The organism is Leptospira wolffii serovar Khorat str. Khorat-H2 (assembly GCF_000306115.2).
Lineage (GTDB): Bacteria > Spirochaetota > Leptospiria > Leptospirales > Leptospiraceae > Leptospira_B > Leptospira_B wolffii.
In genome coordinates, this window is sequence record NZ_AKWX02000013.1 from 209,178 (window position 1) to 222,724 (window position 13,547).

12 protein-coding genes are annotated in these 13,547 nt (G+C 45.6%); 8 read left to right on the forward strand and 4 right to left on the reverse strand.

The annotated features are described in order from the left end of the window. Nucleotides 1–47: 47 nt before the first annotated feature. The 6 genes from LEP1GSC061_RS11495 to LEP1GSC061_RS11520 all read left to right on the forward strand — a co-directional run bounded on the left by LEP1GSC061_RS11495 (nucleotide 48) and on the right by LEP1GSC061_RS11520 (nucleotide 6,758). Nucleotides 48–2,303, forward strand: a complete 2,256-nt coding sequence (locus tag LEP1GSC061_RS11495; RefSeq protein ID WP_016545721.1) for an adenylate/guanylate cyclase domain-containing protein — start codon at nucleotides 48–50, stop codon at nucleotides 2,301–2,303. 52 nt (nucleotides 2,304–2,355) lie between these two features. Continuing rightward, on the forward strand, nucleotides 2,356–2,724 hold the full coding sequence (locus LEP1GSC061_RS11500; RefSeq protein WP_016545583.1) for a hypothetical protein: 369 nt from the start codon (nucleotides 2,356–2,358) through the stop codon (nucleotides 2,722–2,724). Between the two features lie 143 nt (nucleotides 2,725–2,867). Beyond that, complete coding sequence (locus tag LEP1GSC061_RS11505) at nucleotides 2,868–3,977, forward strand: MBL fold metallo-hydrolase (RefSeq protein ID WP_016545484.1); 1,110 nt, start codon at nucleotides 2,868–2,870, stop codon at nucleotides 3,975–3,977. 20 nt (nucleotides 3,978–3,997) lie between these two features. Next, on the forward strand, nucleotides 3,998–4,804 hold the full coding sequence (locus LEP1GSC061_RS11510) for an SDR family oxidoreductase (RefSeq protein WP_016545574.1): 807 nt from the start codon (nucleotides 3,998–4,000) through the stop codon (nucleotides 4,802–4,804). Further along, nucleotides 4,805–5,425 (forward strand): trimeric intracellular cation channel family protein, encoded by a 621-nt coding sequence (locus LEP1GSC061_RS11515; protein ID WP_016545605.1) that lies wholly within the window; start codon nucleotides 4,805–4,807, stop codon nucleotides 5,423–5,425. Between the two features lie 43 nt (nucleotides 5,426–5,468). After that, entirely contained in the window at nucleotides 5,469–6,758 is a 1,290-nt protein-coding gene (locus tag LEP1GSC061_RS11520) for an alanine racemase (protein ID WP_016545599.1), read from the forward strand. Nucleotides 6,759–6,815: 57 nt separating this feature from the next. Here LEP1GSC061_RS11520 and LEP1GSC061_RS11525 read toward each other — a convergent pair whose 3' ends face one another. The 4 genes from LEP1GSC061_RS11525 to LEP1GSC061_RS11540 all read right to left on the reverse strand — a co-directional run bounded on the left by LEP1GSC061_RS11525 (nucleotide 6,816) and on the right by LEP1GSC061_RS11540 (nucleotide 9,830). Continuing rightward, a complete protein-coding gene (locus LEP1GSC061_RS11525; protein WP_016545518.1) occupies nucleotides 6,816–7,709 on the reverse strand; it encodes a tyrosine-type recombinase/integrase in 894 nt (297 codons plus the stop codon). 220 nt (nucleotides 7,710–7,929) lie between these two features. Beyond that, nucleotides 7,930–8,469, reverse strand: a complete 540-nt coding sequence (locus LEP1GSC061_RS11530; RefSeq protein ID WP_016545440.1) for a shikimate kinase — start codon at nucleotides 8,467–8,469, stop codon at nucleotides 7,930–7,932. After that, nucleotides 8,466–9,317 carry an HDOD domain-containing protein gene (locus tag LEP1GSC061_RS11535; RefSeq protein ID WP_016545490.1) on the reverse strand — a complete coding sequence of 284 codons (852 nt, stop codon included), beginning with the start codon at nucleotides 9,315–9,317 and terminating at the stop codon, nucleotides 8,466–8,468. Before LEP1GSC061_RS11535 ends, LEP1GSC061_RS11530 begins: the two co-directional genes overlap by 4 nt. A 6-nt stretch (nucleotides 9,318–9,323) precedes the next feature. Next, on the reverse strand, nucleotides 9,324–9,830 hold the full coding sequence (locus tag LEP1GSC061_RS11540; protein ID WP_040508641.1) for a chemotaxis protein CheD: 507 nt from the start codon (nucleotides 9,828–9,830) through the stop codon (nucleotides 9,324–9,326). Between the two features lie 237 nt (nucleotides 9,831–10,067). On the opposite strand from LEP1GSC061_RS11540, the gene LEP1GSC061_RS11545 reads away from it, so the two are divergent. Both LEP1GSC061_RS11545 and LEP1GSC061_RS11550 read left to right on the forward strand, forming a co-directional pair. Further along, nucleotides 10,068–11,267, forward strand: coding sequence for a TraB/GumN family protein (locus LEP1GSC061_RS11545; protein ID WP_016545665.1), 1,200 nt, complete (start codon nucleotides 10,068–10,070; stop codon nucleotides 11,265–11,267). A 17-nt stretch (nucleotides 11,268–11,284) separates the two neighbouring features. Next, nucleotides 11,285–13,426, forward strand: coding sequence for a 7TM diverse intracellular signaling domain-containing protein (locus LEP1GSC061_RS11550; protein WP_016545458.1), 2,142 nt, complete (start codon nucleotides 11,285–11,287; stop codon nucleotides 13,424–13,426). The last annotated feature ends 121 nt before the right edge of the window (nucleotides 13,427–13,547 follow it).

Consider the following 13,547-nt stretch of genomic DNA (forward strand, 5'->3'; position numbering starts at 1 on the left):
TGTATCCTTCGAATCTGGCCGAATCATTAGGACTCGATAAATAACGCATGCTGCAAATAAAAAGAATTTCCTATATAAAGAATCTCTCCTTAATCTTTTTGCTTTCTTCTCTTTTGATCTCTTCCGGACTCTCCGCGGAAAACACGGAGACGGTCGTCACCTGGAAAGATGTGGATCTCAAACGCTTGGAATGGTTCGCCTTGGAGGGTTTCCGGGAAGAATACCGCGGGGGCTTCGATGAAAATTCCCCTTCCGTCCGTAAAATAGACAAATTTCCCATCGTTCTAAACGATGTATACGAGGCTCCCGTTTCGGAAGGTTTGAAGGAATATTCTTTGCAGACCAAATTCCTTCTGGAGGAGGATCCGAAAAACGTTCTCTTTTTGGACTCTATTCAACTTTTCTTAAACTCCATCGGAGAGAATTGGGAAATCTATCTGAACGGACATCTCTTGAAAAAGGAGGTCTACGTCTCGGAAGGAAAAATGTTTCGGAGGAGATCCGTAAGAAATCTGCAATTGCCTGTGGATTCCAGCCTTCTCCGACAAGGGACCAATACTCTGGTCTTTCATCTTATCGGAGATCCTCCTGGGCTTCAAATTCCCAAAGATCGTTTCCCGACTCTTTCTTCTCTCTTAACTCCTAGAAATCCGGATTTGGGCTTTTACGTGAACGGAGATTATACTCTAGGAACGGAAGCGGATCTCGCGGGTAAAATGGGAATTCTTCTGAACCTAAGCCTGAATACCATCTATATCTTTTTCGGTCTTTACCATTTACTCATCTTTTCCAAGAGAAGAACGGATAAGTACAATTTGTACTTCGGAATTTTTTCCATATCCATGGCGGTCTATTCTTTGTCCCGATCTTCCATTGTCTTCGATATTCTCCAGGATACTACTTGGATTACTAGAGTGGAATACGGCTCCGTGGCTCTTCTGGCCTCCTTGTTCCTACTTTTCCTCCACGATTATTTTTACGGTTCGGCGAGACCCAATCTCGCGATCCTAATCATCGCTATATGGAGTTTTTGTATCTTCTTCTTCTCTCTTTTGGCGCCTTTCCATTATTTGATGACTAGCCTTCGAGCCTGGCAGATTTCGGTGATTCCTTCCTTGCTGTATCTACTTTATTTTATGGGTAGATCCGTTTATTTGAAGAAGAAGGACGCATCGGTGATGGCCATCAGTATGTTCATCGTGGTTTTCATCGCGGCTTACGATCTTTTGGATTCCATGTTCTTCCAATTGGGTATTCGTTTTACCCAATTCGCTTACCTTCTCTTCGTGATCTCTTTAACCACCATTTTGGCCAATCGATTCATCGATTTATATAGACAATCCGAGGATCTGAACATAGAGCTGAGCCACCAAAAGCTGGAGTTGGCGAGACAAAAGAATGCATTCTTCCGATTCGTTCCTATGCAATTCTTAAGCGTTTTAGGTAAGGATTCCGCAGTGGATGTGAATTTGGGGGACTCGGCCTTAAGAGAGATGAGCGTGTTGTTCACCGATATCCGTTCTTTTACAACGATCTCCGAGAAAATGACTCCTGAAGAGAATTTCCGATTCATCAACGGATATCTGGCCAAGATGGAGCCTTTGATCCAGAAATACGACGGATTCGTGGACAAGTTCATGGGAGATGCGATCCTCGCATTATTCTCCGCGGAAAAATCCATGCGTTCCGATGAGCAATGGGAAGGTAAATCCGCAGCCGATAGAGCGGTGCTCGCGGCCATAGAGATGAGAAAAAGGGTCCGAGAATTGGAAGGAGAAATCAAGGAAGGCCATGTCAAAGGGGTTCGTATCGGAATCGGAATCAATACCGGAAATCTGATGTTAGGAACGGTAGGCTCTTCCGATAGACTCGATACGACCGTGATCGGTGATACGGTAAACGTAGCCTCCCGCTTGGAAAGTTTGACTGGACTTTATAAAGCGGATATTTTGATCACGCAGCATACTCTGTCCAGTCTTACGATCGCGGATGAGCTTGCGGTAAGGGAAGTGGATTCCGTCGTAGTCAAAGGTAAGAGCCAACCCATCATCATTTACGAGATCTACGAAGCGGACGATCCTCATATCCGCAAATTGAAAGACGCAACCGTCGCCTTGATTTCCAGAGGGATCATTCTGTATAAGGTGGGAAATTTCAAGGAAGCTCTTTTGAATTTCGAGCAGGCGTTGAAAGTATATCCGGAAGACATAGTAGCCATTCTCTATAGAAAACGTTGTCAGGAATATATTGAGTCTCCTCCCCTCGGAAATTGGATCGGAGTCCAACATCTTTTGGAAAAATAAGAATTCGTTTTTCGCTTTCCAGAAGACGGAGAACTAGGAAAACATACCAGCTATGATTTCCTACCAAATATATAAACTGATTCATATTCTTGGGATTTTGTTCTTATTCTCCGCCTACGGCGGTTTGGCATTGCATGTGCTCGGAGGAGGTACGAAAGAAAACTCTCCTAGAAAATGGATTGCTATGGCTCATGGACTCGGCATGACTCTGATTCTGATCGGCGGGTTCGGTATGTTGGCTCGTATCGGTTTACTTACCAGTCTTCCGGGTTGGGCGATTACCAAGGTGGTTCTATGGCTGGTCTTCGGAGCTGCGATGACTGTCTTCTACAAAAAACCGAGTCTCGCCAAGGTGCTTTGGTTCGGTCTTCCTATCCTAGGAACATTTGCGGCTTATCTCGCGATGTACAAACCCTACTAATCCTAAATCGTTAGCCGACCGATTTGCAAGAAACGAATCGGTCGGATTCTCCCCAAAAAAGATTCGAAAATACTTACCAAAAATCTAAAATATGCCGTGATTATTTTTCCAATACGAAATTAAGACTGTGAGGGGTAAGCGCTATGGTTAAAAAGGCGGTTTCCAAGAACAAGAAAGCGGGCGGTTCCTCCAAAAAGGACTCGGGCATCAAACCGATTAAGGATTTTATCGGGTCCCGTAGTTTGCCGGCTCCCGTGGATAGACTCGAAGACGTTCGTAAAAGAGCAAAAAGGTTCCGGGAAAAAATGCTCTCCGGTCCTCAAGTCGTATATTACAGATCTTTTGATTTGATTCGAGTCCCTTATCCGACCGAATACGGACTCTTAAACGCTTTCTCTCTTCCCACTCCTTTTATGCATATTCTGAATCGATTGTTCATCGTTCAGTACAAGACAAGCGACGGAATCAAGACCTTACTATTTTCCCCTTCGGATACGGAAGGAAATGCGGAGACTCCTTTCTTTAAGAGATTATCGGAGGGATTCGGTCCTTTCCAAAAACTGGGAAGAAAGATTATGGCTCCTACTTTAAATACAGTGGAAGATTGCCTTGCGGAGGCCGGGATTTCTCCGGAACAAGTGGATTATATTTCCTACGATCACCTTCATACTCAGGATCTCCGAAAATGGTTGGGTGCGAACGGACAGCCCGGCTATTTCCCGAACGCGAAGCTACTAGTCATGAGAGAAGAATGGAACTCCATACAAGGACTTCTTCCTCCTCAATCGGAATGGTATTGCCCGAACGGTTCGGGCGGGATCTCCATGGATCGCATTCTGATCCTGGATTCGGACACGGAACTGGGAGGAGGCGTAGCCTTGATCCGTACGCCGGGGCATACCTACGGTAACCATAGCCTTGTGGCCCATACTCCTGAAGGTCTTTTCGTCACTAGCGAGAACGGAGTCAGCGCGGATAATTACAATCCTTTAAAGTCCAGGATTCCTGGCGTACGCAAATACGCTAAGAATACCGGAATGGAGGTGATCCTGAACGGAAATACCTTGGAGTTAGGTTTGGATCAATACATATCCATGGTCTTGGAGAAGGAGATTGCGGGACCTTCCAAACGAAATCCGGAGTTTTATAACGTTATGCCTTCTTCAGAGATGGCCGGCTTCTGGCTTTTTCCGGGAACAAGCCCCACATTCTCTTTCGGAGCCTTGGAATTCGGAACGCCGATTAAGAAATAGATAATATACGAGGAGCGGAAATGAACATCTTCATCACTGGTGCAAGCGGCGGATTGGGAAAGGCCTTGGCGGAAAAAGCCTATTCTCTAGGGCATAGGATTTTTCTTACGGATATCAACGAAAAGGCCTTAAAGGAATTCGTTTCCCGGTGGAAAGGGGATAAGGATCGCGTTCTCTGGGCCAAGCATGACGTAAGTTCTTCCTCCGACTGGAAAAAGAATATGGATCTAGTCTTTAAGAAATGGGGGCGCCTAGACATACTCATGAACGTAGCCGGTTACCTTCTTCCGGGGTATATCTACGACGTTTCTCCCAAGGATATCGATCGTCATATGGATATAAACGCAAAAGGACTCATGTATGGAACTCGAGAAGCTGCGGTGAGAATGGTCTCGCAAGGTGACGGGCAGATCATAAATATCGCCTCTCTCGCGGGAGTCGCTCCCATCGCCGGTATTTCCCTTTACTCCACTTCCAAATTCGCAGCCAGAGGATTCTCCTTGGCGGTAGCCCAGGATTTACGGCCTAAGAACGTTTATGTGAGTGTGGTATGTCCGGATGCGATCCAGACTCCCATGTTGGACCTCCAAAAGGACTATGAAGAAGCTTCCATGACATTCTCTGGAAACGCTTATCTGACCACCGAAACAGTCACCGATATCATCTTTAATAAGGTGATTCCTAATAAGACCCTCGAAGTTCTTATCCCGGGCTCCCGAGGATTTTTGGCAAAAATCGGAAGCTTTCTTCCGGCTTTGAATATGTTACTCACGCCTTCTCTTCAGAATAAGGGAAGAAAGAAGCAGGGTGCTTACGTTAAGAACTAAATGGATTTTTCCTATTATATCAATTTGGGAGGGATCGCCGTCTTCGCCGTATCGGGTGCTTTAGCCGCGGCGGAGAAACGTTCTTATCATAACGACGTATTCAGCGCGTTTTTCACCGGGTTCATTACCGCTATCGGGGGAGGAACTCTCAGGGATATCACTTTGGGGAATTATCCGGTTTCCTGGATTCGGGACGAAAACGTACTCTGGGCTATCTTTTCCGGTATTCTATTAAGCATTATATTTTCCAAATATTTGAATCGGGTTCGAAAGGGAATTTCCCTCTTCGATACGATAGGAGTGGGGATCTATACCGTGATAGGAACTCGCATTGCCTTGTCTTACGATGTGAATCCCTTCGCGTCCGCCATCTTAGGAATGGTAACCGCGGTCTTCGGAGGAGTGATCCGGGATATGATGATTAACGAGGTTCCTCTTATTTTTCGGCGGGAGATTTACGCGACCGCTTGCTTGGCTGGGGCCGGCTTGTATATTCTCTTGGACAAATTGGATGTGAATCCGGAATGGAATACTGTGATTTCCGCGACCATAGTGATCGGGATCCGGTTGGTGTCAGTGCGTATGAATTGGGCGCTTCCGAAGATTCGTTTGCCTAAATAGTATAATTCTATAAAATACTCGAAAGAACTTTTAAGGACGTTTTATGTATAGAGCCAGGTCTAAAAGCAGGATTTATTGGGTTCTCTTTCTTCTTCTCGCTATTTTGGTCCTACAAAAACCGGGGGACAACGGCGCACCTTATTCAGAATACTTCCGGAATTTGAACGAAGAGCTGAAGCGGAAAGGCCCGGGTAAACCGGTCGTACTTTTAGATCTGGATAGATTGGATTCCAATCTGAATCTATTGAAGGAAAGAATCCAAGCCCCTTTGCATTACCGGGTCGTGGTGAAATCTCTTCCTTCCCTAGATCTTTTAAGATATATAGTTAGATCTACCGGCTCGGATCGTTTGATGGTATTCCATTCCGGAGATATCATAATGCTTTTGAACGATCCTGAGTTCAAAAAATTCGATATTCTTTTGGGAAAACCCATGCCTATCAGCGCCTTGCAGGATATATTCTCCCGGATCCCCCGGGAAGATTTCCAAAAGGTTCGTTGGCTTTTGGATACTCCGGAGCGTATCCGGCAGTATTCCGAATTCGCCAAGGAGAAGAATATCAAACTCAGTCTTGCATTGGAAATCGATATAGGATTACATAGGGGAGGGTTTCCCGATCCGGAGGAATCGGGTAAAGGCCTGAAGCTCATACAAGAAAATTCTAAAAATTTAATGTTATCCGGTTATATGGGATATGAGCCTCATGTCGCCTCCGTTCCCGTGATTTTCGGGGACAAGATTACGGCCATGGAGAAATCCTTACAAGAATCCTTGGAAAGATATAAAGCCTTTGTGGTGTTCGGAAAATCCTCTTATCCCGATCTATTCGGTTCGGATTTGGTGTTCAATGGGGGAGGGAGTAAAACCTACAAATTCTACAGAAAGAATTCCGGAATCGTAAACGACGTATCTCTGGGGTCCGCCCTGGTCAAACCCACGGATTTCGACGTGGAGAGTTTGGACGAGCATAATCCGGCCGTATATATCGCCGCGCCCGTATTAAAAAAATTGAAAGGAACCACCATCCCGTTTCTGGAATCCGTTTCTTTTCTTTTTCCTCTCTGGGATCCGAACCGTGAAGCGACTTATTTCACTTACGGCGGTGCCTTCTTGGCTAAGAAAGAATCCCCTAAGGGTTTAGAGGATAATTCTTTGTTCGGAGCGAGCACTAACCAAGGAATCTTAAACGGTTCCGAAAAAACAGCGTTAGAACCGGACGATTACGTTTTTTATAGGCCGACCCAGAGCGAAAAGGTCATGGCAGAGATGGGAGAAATCAGATTGCTCCGCGGAGGAAAACTTTCGGGCGTCTGGAAAACGTTCGTAAATTGATCTTAGGGAAATATCCGGGAGAGAATAAGAGCCGGCGCGAACGCCGGCTAACGCGAATCAATACTTGTATTTGCGTTTGATCTCTTTTAAGGCATCCTGGATATGTTTCTGTCTTACCTGAGGTCTCAGATTCTTGCGGATAGGGAGGTATGTCTCCGTAGTCGCAAGGCTTTTATGGCCTAAGAAATCCCGAATGTCTTCCAGGCTTTTACCTTCCGCGAGTTGGTGGATGGCTCTGCTATGTCTGAGAGTAAACAAGGTCACTTGGGTTTTGATACCCGCTTCCCTGGCTAGATCTCCCACTAATCGCTCCACATTTCTGGAAGTGAGCGGGCTCCCTTCGTATTTTCCGGGAAAAAGGAAGGCGGTTTTTTCGGTTCCCACTTCCTTCTCGAACTTCTTTAGAATTTTCTGAAGTTCCGGATCCAAGATTACGGTTCGATTTTGAGTCGGAATAGGAGAATCCACTTTTAGGGTTTTCTTGGATAAATCGAATTGTCCCCATTTTAAACGGATGATTTCTCCTACTCTTAAGCCTGCATAGTACGCCAACGCACAAAGCAGATGGGATCTCGGAGATTCGGATGCGATCTCCAGTAGAGCCGATATGTCTTTTTGGCTGAGTACCTTAGGAGTCTTGTACTCTCTTGCGGGTCTTCTGAAATCGTCGAATACGTCCATATCCAGGACTTCTTCGAAGAACATTTTTAAGGAACTGATATTGATCTGAATCGTAGACGAGGAAACCTTCTTCTTGCGAAGATGCTCTATGTATTTCTCGATATCCTTGGTGACTACCTTTTCTGCGGGCTTGTCCGCGAATAATAGGAAGTCCAGATTATATCTTAGATATGTGTACTCGGTAGCTTTTTTATAATTCCTCTGCCTAATTACCTTAATCAGTTTCTCGAAGGAAGCCTTGTTCTTCCTCGGGACCTCCGTTTCTATCATAGTGGACCTCTAGTTCTTTGTTTATCATTTGTCTATTTATTCGGTAAGAGGAAACTTTAAAGCTCCGGGCCCCGAAATCGGGTTCGGAAATAAGTTTCTCTACTTCCCTGCGGTATAACGAAGATTCCAATAGCTTTCGAAAGTCGTAAAGTGATTTCCGATTTCAGAAAATTATGCCCGAACCGGGAGTATAGAGAAGAGGCAAATCGCCCTTTTTGTATTAGGTCCAGCCAGACCTGCGTAGTATTTCTTCGCAGACCTCTTCCGTGCTGCGGTCGTCTAAAGCAATCTGAATATTGGAATGCGCCCTATATTGAGGGAGGCGGGATTCTAAGATACTTTTGTAGGATAATACGGAACTAAGAGGAGGACGGCTGGGATCGTTTTGAATTTTCTCGATGAGATAATCGGATTTTCTAGAAAGAGAGATGATAAATGCGTTTTCCTTTAGGAGCTTTACCTTTCTCTCACTAATGGTCTCCTTTCCTTCGGAATCTTGCTCGAATAAAATTCCTCCTCCGCAATCCAAGATGAGATTTCGGGAAGAAGAAAGCTTGGAAAGAATCTCGAACTCTAATTCGCGGAAAGGCTGCCAATTTCCGCCATGCGTTTTTACGAAATCCGGGATGGAAACACCTCCGGTCAGATATACTGCGATCATGTCCGTGGATACGACCGGCTTTCCCGTAATCTTAGATAGCTTACGGGAAATTTTGGATTTACCGACCCCTCTTGGGCCGATGAGAGCTATATTCTTCAAACCGAGATCAGCTCTGCGATATGCTTGGTCATCTCCGGTAAAAGAGTATAGTACATTTGCAGGTCTCCGTCCGTGACTCCCGCGATTTGCAGGGCCTTAGAAGAAAGAGGATTTTTCAGACCTCCTATGTCAATTCCCATTCCGCTCAGTACTACGATGCAATTTGCGATATGAACCACGGAAACCAATTCAGGAAATTGAACCGCTTTTTCGGGTTCTGCATAATAATTCGCCACTTCGATCAGCTCTTGGGGAAAGTTCCACTTGGTGAGAAGTTTTGCTCCCGCTTCCTGGTGGGAATAACCGAAGTATTTCTTTTCCAGATCCGTATACGGGCCTTGATAATTCTGCAATTCCGTTCTGAATTGCATGAGAACCGTAGGGAAGAATTCGGCGAGAATGACCTTGCCTATATTATGCAAAAGTCCTGCGGTAAAAGCCACATCCTTATCTACCTTTAGTTTCTTCTGCACTACGATTCGTTTAGCGAGTTCCGCTACGGTTAGAGAATGCAGCCAATTGGATTCTCCGTCCACCTGGTATCCTTTCAGTTCTTTCTTGAGGATTCCTTTTGCTTCGGAGAGAAGAATGATTTCCTTAACGGTTTTGATTCCGAGAGTCATAAGCGATTCTTGGACGGTCTTGACCGGTTTAGCAGGCCTAAAGTAAGCCGAGTTGGATAGCTTAATGACTGCCGCAGTGAGTCCCGGATCTTTGGAAATCTCCTTGGCGAGATCTGCGATGACTACGTCCGGTTTCCCGACCATCTCCATCACCTTACTGACTACGGAGGAAATTTTAGGAAGCTGTGCTTCGTTCTCGAATAATTGGTCTATCTTTTCCTTCATTTCCGCCTACCTGACCTTGTATAGGTACTTTTCGAATCCGCCTTTCTTGAGCAGGATTCTGCCGTCGTCCAGATAGAGACTGATAGTTCTACCTTCGTTTCCGCCCACATCTTCCACAAGCAGGGGAATTTTTTCCTTTTCCAGGAACTCTTTGGCGGTGCTTACGTTGAGGTCTCCGATGTTTTGTAAGAAGCTGGAGTTCATTCCTTTGAACATAGACGCTCCTCCGAAAAGACGAGCCTGGTATTCTCCTTTATTGCATCCGAGTTCCGTCATTTTCTTTACCAATTCGGGTAGGGCGGTTTCCGCATATTTATGCGGATTCTTGACGGCATCCTTTCCGGAGGGATCTTTGGAAAGCATGATATGTGCCATTGCCCCGATTTTCTTGTCGGGTGCGTAGAGCACGACTCCTATACAAGAGCCTAGAGTGGTTCGGATTACGGATGGGGATTGGCCTCCTTGCAGGTCTGCAATCCCGACGTTGATAAGTTTTATATCCTTACTGAGCATACTTTGTGGGGTTTCTTTCCCGCCTGTCGGGACCGGAAAGACCGGGATAGTATTTTCCGGTACCGTTCGATCCTTCAAATCATTTTCAGGTCCTAGTTCTTTGATAAAACCCGGATTATGTGACGATTTATTCGGTGAAAAATCCCGTAGGAATTCCTGCGCTTTTCCTAAAAATAGAGTTTCAAGTCTTCGGCTAGGAAGGAAATTGTAAGTAAACAGAAAGGAAATCGATTTCCAGTGCAAACAGTCGCCTCGTCAGAACCAGTCCGAACTTTGGAAATAGGCGGTTCTCAAGTCACCATTCTAGGTACGGCTCATATCAGCCAAAAAAGTATAGAAGCAGTCTCTCGGATCATAGAGGAAGACAAGCCGGACGTAGTCTGCGTGGAATTATGCGCTTCCCGGATGCGGTCCGTCAAGGAGCCGGATCATTGGAAGAAATTGGATATCTTCAAGGTTTTTCGGGAAAGAAAAATGTGGCTCCTTCTTTCCAGTCTCATTCTCTCTTCTTTCCAAAAGAAATTAGGTAACGGAAATATTCGCCCCGGAGACGAGATGCGCAAAGCGATCGAGGAAGGCGAAAAGATCGGAGCTAAAATCGTTCCGGTCGACAGGGAGATTTCCATCACCCTTAAAAGAGCCTGGTGGAATGTGGGTCTCTGGAATCGGATGTTCCTATTCTCCGCATTGGTTTCTTCACTACTCGCTAAGGAGGATATCTCTCCGGAAAAGATAGAGGAGATGAAATCCGACGACGTACTCAAAGATTTGTTCTCCCAGCTTCCTACACGTTATAATTCCGTTAAGAATGTGATCATAGACGAGAGGGATAAATACCTCGCCCAAAGAATCCGCGAGTCGGCGGCCAAGGGTAAGAAGATTTTCGCCGTAGTAGGTGCCGGACATTTGGAAGGAATCATGAAGCATATCAACGAGGATCAGAGTATCGATTCTCTGGATGTGCTTCCCATGAAAGGCTTTTGGGACAAAGTACGTCCTTATCTTTTCCCTACGATCATTATCAGCGCGTTTACGCTTCTCTATTGGTTGGGAGGAAAAGAAGAAGGTACCGATTTTCTGATCCGTTGGATTCTTGTGAAAGGCGGACTCGCCGCGTTAGGCGCAATTATTGCCTTGGCCCATCCGGTCTCGATCGTACTCGCTTTTTTGGCGGCGCCTATCGGTAATTTTAATCCGATCGTGAAGCCTGGTTGGGTGGCAGCTCTTGCGGAATCCTGGTTGAGAAAACCGTTGGTAGAAGATTTTGAAAAGATAGGAGAGGACACGGAAACCTTGGCGGGGTTCTGGAGAAATAACGTGATTCGTATATTTCTCGTATTCATACTTCCTCAGTTAGGAAGCAGTATAGGGACCTTCATAGTCTCCAAGGATTTCATACAGAAGATCCCTCAACTCTTAGGCGCTCTATTCTCTTAATCTTTTCGGAGAGACAGATGTCTATAATAAGTGAACGAATTTTATTCCGGATTTTTACCCGTTTAGGATTCGTTTTCTTATGCTTTCTGCCCATATCGGGACTTTTTTCGCAGGAGAAATCTCCCGTATTCCTTCTCAGCGGGAAAATGGAAGGTCTTCCCTTGACTTCCTTTCTCACCGTATACAAGGACGAGTCGGGCAAGGAAACTTTTCCGGAAATCCTTAAGCATGCGGACGCGGGTGACTTCCGCAGAATAGAACAGAATAGTCTGGGTTATTCCGAGGCCGCTATTTGGGTCCGATTGGAGACGAAAAATCCGCATGCGGAGGCGATCGATTGGATATTAGAAATCGATTATGCTTTACTCGATTATGTGGAACTCTATACGGGAAGGCAAGCCTCCGTTCCTACGAATCAATCCGGAGATATGAGGCCTTTTCAGACGAGGCCCATAGAACATAGGAATTTCGCATATCCTTTCCGGGAGGCTCCCGGGGCGGATCGGGAGATTTATTTCAGAATTTCGAGTACTAGCTCCATAGTGTTGCCTTTTTTGGCGTTCACTAAAAACGATTTTGCCGAGCACGCTTTTTCGGAGCAATTGGCGTTGGGGTTATATTACGGATCCATGCTCGTCATGGTGGTCTATAACCTATTCCTTCTCTTTTCCACCCGGGATAGAAGCTATCTTTATTACGTAATCTATATATTAAGTTATATTCTCTTCCAGTTCACATTGAACGGATTGTCTTTCCAATACTTATGGAGAGAATCCGTAATCTGGGCCAATTACAGTCTTCCGTTCTGGATATTCGCGGTTTTATTCACCGCCTGCACATTCGGACGATCCTTTCTGGACGCTCCTAAATATACGCCTAAGACTTCGAGGATATATTACGTTCTGTTCGCATTGAGCGGCCTGGGAATGGTTTCCACTCTTATCTTCTTGAATTACCGGACTGCGATCATGTGCAGCCTCGTCGTCATGTTTTTTACGTTGGGCTTCCTAATTACGAACGGGATCCAATGTTATTTGGCGGGGAGAAGGGAAGCCAAGTATTTCCTGCTCGCATGGTCTTTCTTCATATTCTTCAGCTTTCTTTTCGGACTCAAATCCTTCGGGATTCTCCCCAATAACTTCTTCACTCTTTGGGGGATCCAAGTCGGATCCGTGATGGAAGTCTCCCTTCTATCTTTGGGACTTGCGGACAGGATCAAAGGGCTCGCGGATCAGTTGAAGAATAGGGTCGAAGAATTGGGAAGGATCCGTTCCGAGGCGGAAGAATCAGAGGCGAAGTATAGAAGCCTTTTCGAGGCGGAAGAGGATTTTCTTTTTTCCATCGATCAGAATTGGATGATACTCGCTGCAAACCGTTCCGTTTCCAAGCATATAGGATTTAAGCCCCAGGAAATCGTGGGTAAGAATTTTATGGAGCTAATCTATAAGCAGGGAGAGTTGCAGGACGCTTACAAGAAACTTTACGTATTGGAGAAATTGGAAGAACTCTCCTCCGAGGGAAAGCCCGTCCGCTTTCTTGCCGAGTTCCTACAAAAATACCTAAGAGAACCTAAGGAATTGCAGGTCCAATTCCAGATTTTGGAGTACGAAGGGCAGAAGGAAATCCTAGGTAGGGCCTTCGAACCGGACCAGGACTTGATGTCCAGATTCGTGGACGACGAAAAGACGGTCTACTCCGCGAATAATTATCTCCAGAACGCCGAGTTGCTTAGTCAGAGAATGACCGCAAACTTATATCGTTTTACCGATCCGGGAACGATCACTTCGATTCGTAACTGTCTGAGAGAGATGATTATCAACGCCATAGAACACGGTAACCTGAATATCAGTTTCGAGGAAAAAACCAGGGCCATGTCGGATGGAAGCTATTTTAAATTCGTACAGGAAAGACAGAAGGATCCGTATTATAAAGGGAAGAAAGTCCGAGTGGAATATTCCCTATCCCGAGATCGCCTAGGAGTGCGTATCACCGACGAAGGAAAGGGGTTCAACCATGCCAGATTGATGAAGAATAGCATGGATAGATTGAATTCGGAAGGGCTCGCTCACGGCCGAGGATTGACGCTGACCCTTTCCACTTTCGATTTGGTGAAGTTCAATAGTCCAGGCAACCAGGTGACTCTGGTTAAGTATTTCTAAGAACGCTACACGAAATCCAAATCATAAAAATATAATATGTTCGGGATGGGCCTATCGCTCTAATCTAGGGTCATTTCGTCCGTTTTCTCCCGAAATACCGCCTGGAAGGCCGACTATATAA